Origin of the sequence: Mycobacterium sp. (assembly GCF_051006775.1) — a bacterium.
Lineage (GTDB): Bacteria > Actinomycetota > Actinomycetes > Mycobacteriales > Mycobacteriaceae > Mycobacterium.
The window spans coordinates 1-4048 of the sequence record NZ_JBPCSX010000016.1 but is presented as its reverse complement, the minus strand read 5'-3'; the positions used below and the strand labels follow the sequence as shown (position 1 = coordinate 4048).

3 protein-coding genes are annotated in these 4048 nt (G+C 64.9%); 2 read left to right on the top strand and 1 reads right to left on the bottom strand.

The window, feature by feature from the left end; genetic code table 11:
- Window positions 1-2704 (top strand): MMPL/RND family transporter (locus tag ACR2JI_RS00990; RefSeq protein ID WP_526387086.1); only part of this gene is annotated, 2704 nt, incomplete at its 5' end.
- Window positions 2701-3807 carry an acyltransferase PE gene (gene pe, locus ACR2JI_RS00985; protein ID WP_526387084.1) on the top strand — a complete coding sequence of 369 codons (1107 nt, stop codon included), beginning with the start codon at window positions 2701-2703 and terminating at the stop codon, window positions 3805-3807. The genes ACR2JI_RS00990 and pe, both read left to right, overlap by 4 nt.
- A 36-nt stretch (window positions 3808-3843) precedes the next feature.
- On the opposite strand, the gene ACR2JI_RS00980 is transcribed toward pe, so the two are convergent.
- On the bottom strand, window positions 3844-4048 hold a 205-nt coding region (locus ACR2JI_RS00980; protein ID WP_526387082.1), incomplete at its 5' end, for a GAP family protein.

Genomic DNA, 4048 nt, shown 5'->3' with positions numbered 1-4048 from the left:
GGTGGAAGCCTTGCGCAGTGACCCCGGCGATGACGTGATGGTGCAGGAATTCATCGGAACACCCTCCCTACGTTCATTTTTGACGAGTAAGGACAAAAAATCCTGGGTTCTGCCCATCGGGCTTGCGGGCGCGTTGGGCACGCCGCAGTCCTACGCCTCCTACAGTCGGGTGGCTCAGATCATCGAGCGGTCGACCGCGGGAAGTCCGCTGGAAGTCCACCTGTCCGGGCCGGCCGCCACCGTCGCCGACCTCACCGCTGCCGGCGAACGCGACCGCCGGCCGATCGAGATCGCGATCGCCGTCCTGGTCCTCGTGGTCCTGCTGGTGGTGTACCGCAATCCGATCACCATGCTGCTGCCATTGACCGGGATCGGGGTATCCCTGGTGATCGCACAGTCGGTGGTCGCCGGCCTGTCCGAGTCCACCGGCCTGGGGGTGTCGAATCAGGCCATCATCCTGTTGACCGCCATGATCGCCGGCGCCGGAACCGATTACGCGGTCTTCCTGATCAGCCGGTATCACGACTACGTGCGCCGCGGAGAGAGTTCCGACGAGGCGGTGCGGGGTGCCCTGATGTCGGTGGGGAAGGTGATCGCCGCATCCGCCGCCACCGTCGGGATCACCTTCCTGGCGATCAGCTTCGCCCGGATGGGAGTGTTCTCCACCGTCGGTGTCTCATCGGCGGTCGGAGTCGCCGTCGCATTCCTGGCGGCGGTCACGTTACTGCCTGCCATCCTGGTCGTCGTCGGACCGCGCGGCTGGATCACGCCGCGCCGTGAACTGACCGCCCGGTTCTGGCGGCGGTCGGGAATCCGCATCGTGCGCCGGCCGCGGACGCACCTGATTTCCAGCGTCATGGTGCTGGCACTGCTGGCCGGCTGTGCGGGTCTGGCGCGATTCAACTACGACGATCGCAAGTCGGTGCCGGCCTCGGACCCCAGTTCGATCGGGTACGCGGTCCTGGAGCGCCATTTCGACCTCAATCAGTTCATCCCGTCCTACGTCCTGGTTTCCTCACCCCACAACCTGCGCACACCACGTGCCCTCGCCGACCTGGAGCAGATGGCCGAGCGCATCAGTCAGCTGCCGGACATCGCCATGGTCAACGGAATCACCAGACCCTTCGGTGTGGTGCCGGACGAGTTCCGGGCGACCTACCAGTCAGGCCTCGTCGGCGACCGGCTCCGCAGTGGGTCGGCGATGATCGCCGGCAATACCGACGATCTCAATCGGCTTGCCAAGGGGGCAGGGACATTGGCGACCGGACTCGCCGACGTGCGCGGTCAAGTCAGCCAGATCGCGACCAGCGTCAGCTCGATGGTGGACGCCTTCGCCGCGCTGAAAGGTCAATACGGCGGCGACAAACTGGTGCGCAATGTCGAGGTCGCGGCAAAGCTCGTCACCAAGCTCAATGAACTGGGCAACTCCATGGGCGTGAGTGTCACCGCGGCCAGGGATCTGTTCGGCTGGGTGGGTCCGGTGTTGCTGGCTCTGCAGGGCAACGTTGTCTGTGATCTGAACCCGTCCTGCAGCCAGACCCGCGGACATTTTCAGAGCCTCGTCGACGGACGTAACGACGCCACCATCGATGAGATCAACAACCTGGCAGGCCAACTGGAGTCGTTACAGGACAGGCAATCTCTCAATGCAACGTTGACCCAACTGACCAATGCGTTCGACAAACTGACCAAGGCGATGCACACCATGGGGCTCGACACCCCCGGAGGTGCGCAGAACGGATTGACCAATCTCCAGCGGGGCGCAGATCGTTCCGCCAGTGGTAGCCGCGAAGTGGCCAACGGGGTGGATCGGATCGTCGAACAGATCAACCTGATGCGCACCGGACTCGATCAGGCGGCAGCCTTTCTGCTGTCGATGAAGGAGAATGCCGCCACGCCGTCGATGGCGGGATTCAATATCCCGCCCGAGGTTCTGGCGCTGCCCGATTTTCAGGCGGCCGCCAAGGCTTTCATTTCGCCCGACGGACATTCTGTGCGCTACCTGGTATTCACCAAACTCGATCCGTTCGGCGCCGCTGCGATGGATCAGGTCAATGTGATCGCCGACGCAGCCCGGAGTGCCCAGCCGAACACCACCCTGTCAGACGCTGCGATCTCGATGGGTGGATATCCCGTCGCGCTGCGGGACACACGCGACTATTACCGCGGCGATATCCGGTACATCGTCACTGTCACCCTCATCGTCGTGCTGCTGACGTTGATGCTGCTGCTACGCGCGATCATCGCGCCGTTGTATCTGGTTGGTTCGGTGGTGATTTCCTATTTCGCCGCACTGGGTATCGGCGTGCTGACCTTCCAGGTCTTCCTCCATCAACAACTGCACTGGACCGTGCCCCCACTGGCATTCGTGGTGCTCGTCGCAGTGGGGGCCGACTACAACCTGCTTTTCGCCTCCCGTCTGCGTGACGAGGCGCCGCACGGCACCCGCTACGGCATCATCCGGACGCTCTCATCGACCGGCGGCGTCATCACCGCGGCCGGGCTGATCTTCGCCGCCTCGATGTGGGGCCTGCTGTTCTCCACCATCGGTACCGTGGTGCAGGGCGGCTTCGTCATCGGCGCCGGCATCCTGCTGGACACATTCCTGGTGCGGACCGTCACGGTGCCTGCGATGGCTACCCTGATGGGAAAGACGAACTGGTGGCCGTCACGGGTGATATCGCAGGGGAGCGGTAAGACATGAGGAAGCTAGTCGCTGCGGTGACCACGCTGGTGACGCTGGCCGCAACCGGGGGAATCGCGGCTGCCGACGATCCGGGTGCTTCTTCGGTCGACGCTTCTTCCCAGCGCGGTACACCGGGCCGGGGGTACGCCCTCGGTGGCGCCCATGTTCTGGGCATTCCGTACGACGAGTACATCCGCCGGACCGGCGCTGACTGGTTCCCGGGCCTGAACCGTCAGATCGTGGACTACCCCGCCGGGCAGGTCCAGGGTCACGTCCTGGAACAACTCTTCCCGGGTATCGGCCGGCTGGACGACTCCTTCCCCGGCGTCGGAATCGACGGTCCGAGTATCGGTGAGTCGGTCGACGAGGGAGAGGGCAACCTCGAACGGGCCATGCGGGAGGGCGGTCAGGGCACCGCGATCGGCTTGTCGGAGGGGGCCCTGGTACTCAACGCCGTTCAGGCCCGGCTGGCCAACGACCCGACCGCCCCGCCGCCGGAACAGTATTCGTTCGCCACCTACGGCGACCCGGTTGCGCGGCATGCCTTCGGGTCGAGTTTCCTGACTCAGAATTTTCCGGTGGGTGCAGTGGTGCCAGCTCTGGACTACCGGATACCGGAACCGGTGGAGAGCCAGTACGACACCCACATGTTCGTCTCGGCCTACGACAGCATCGCCGACTGGCCGGACCGGCAGGACAACATCATGGCTGTGCTGAACGCGATCGTCGGCCTGGCGACCGGACACACCGCGGTGGCGTTCACCAACCCGAGCATGGTTCCGGCACAGAATATCCGCACGATCGTCAACTCCAGGGGAGCGACGATCACGACCTACCTGATTCCCGAACAGCACCTGCCTCTGGTGCTGCCGTTCAGGTACCTCGGTGTCTCCGAGGACACGCTGAACCAGCTGGACGCGGTGCTCAAACCCATGGTGGATTCCGGGTATTCGCGCAACGACGATCCGCTGACGGCGCCGATTGAAGTGGATCCGGTGCATGGCTATGACCCCGCAGCGGTGACCGCACCGGCGACCCAGGCGGCCTTCGGCGGCGGGTCCGATCCGATTTCCCAGCTGCTGGCGGGCGCGCAGTACGTGCTGACCCACAGCCCGCGCTGAGTCGGATCCCCGGCCGGCTCTCTCCGGCCCGGGCGCTCACACCCCGAGCAGGCCGGCGGCGACGAGCACGGCGCCGACCGCCGCGAGCAGAACCGCGACCTCGCGCCGGCGCCGCGCGCGAATCCAGTGATGTAGTCCGGTCATCGCCGCGTGGGTGCGCTCCGGCGCCACCAGGTAGGCAAGTAGCGGAATTTCCACCAGGGTGAAGGCCACCACGTTGAACATCACCAGTGCCGAGATC

Bases quoted from the DNA above. Each gene is read 5' to 3' on its own strand.
- pe (WP_526387084.1), top strand. From the start codon at position 2,701: ATGAGGAAGCTAGTCGCTGCGGTGACCACGCTGGTGACGCTGGCCGCA.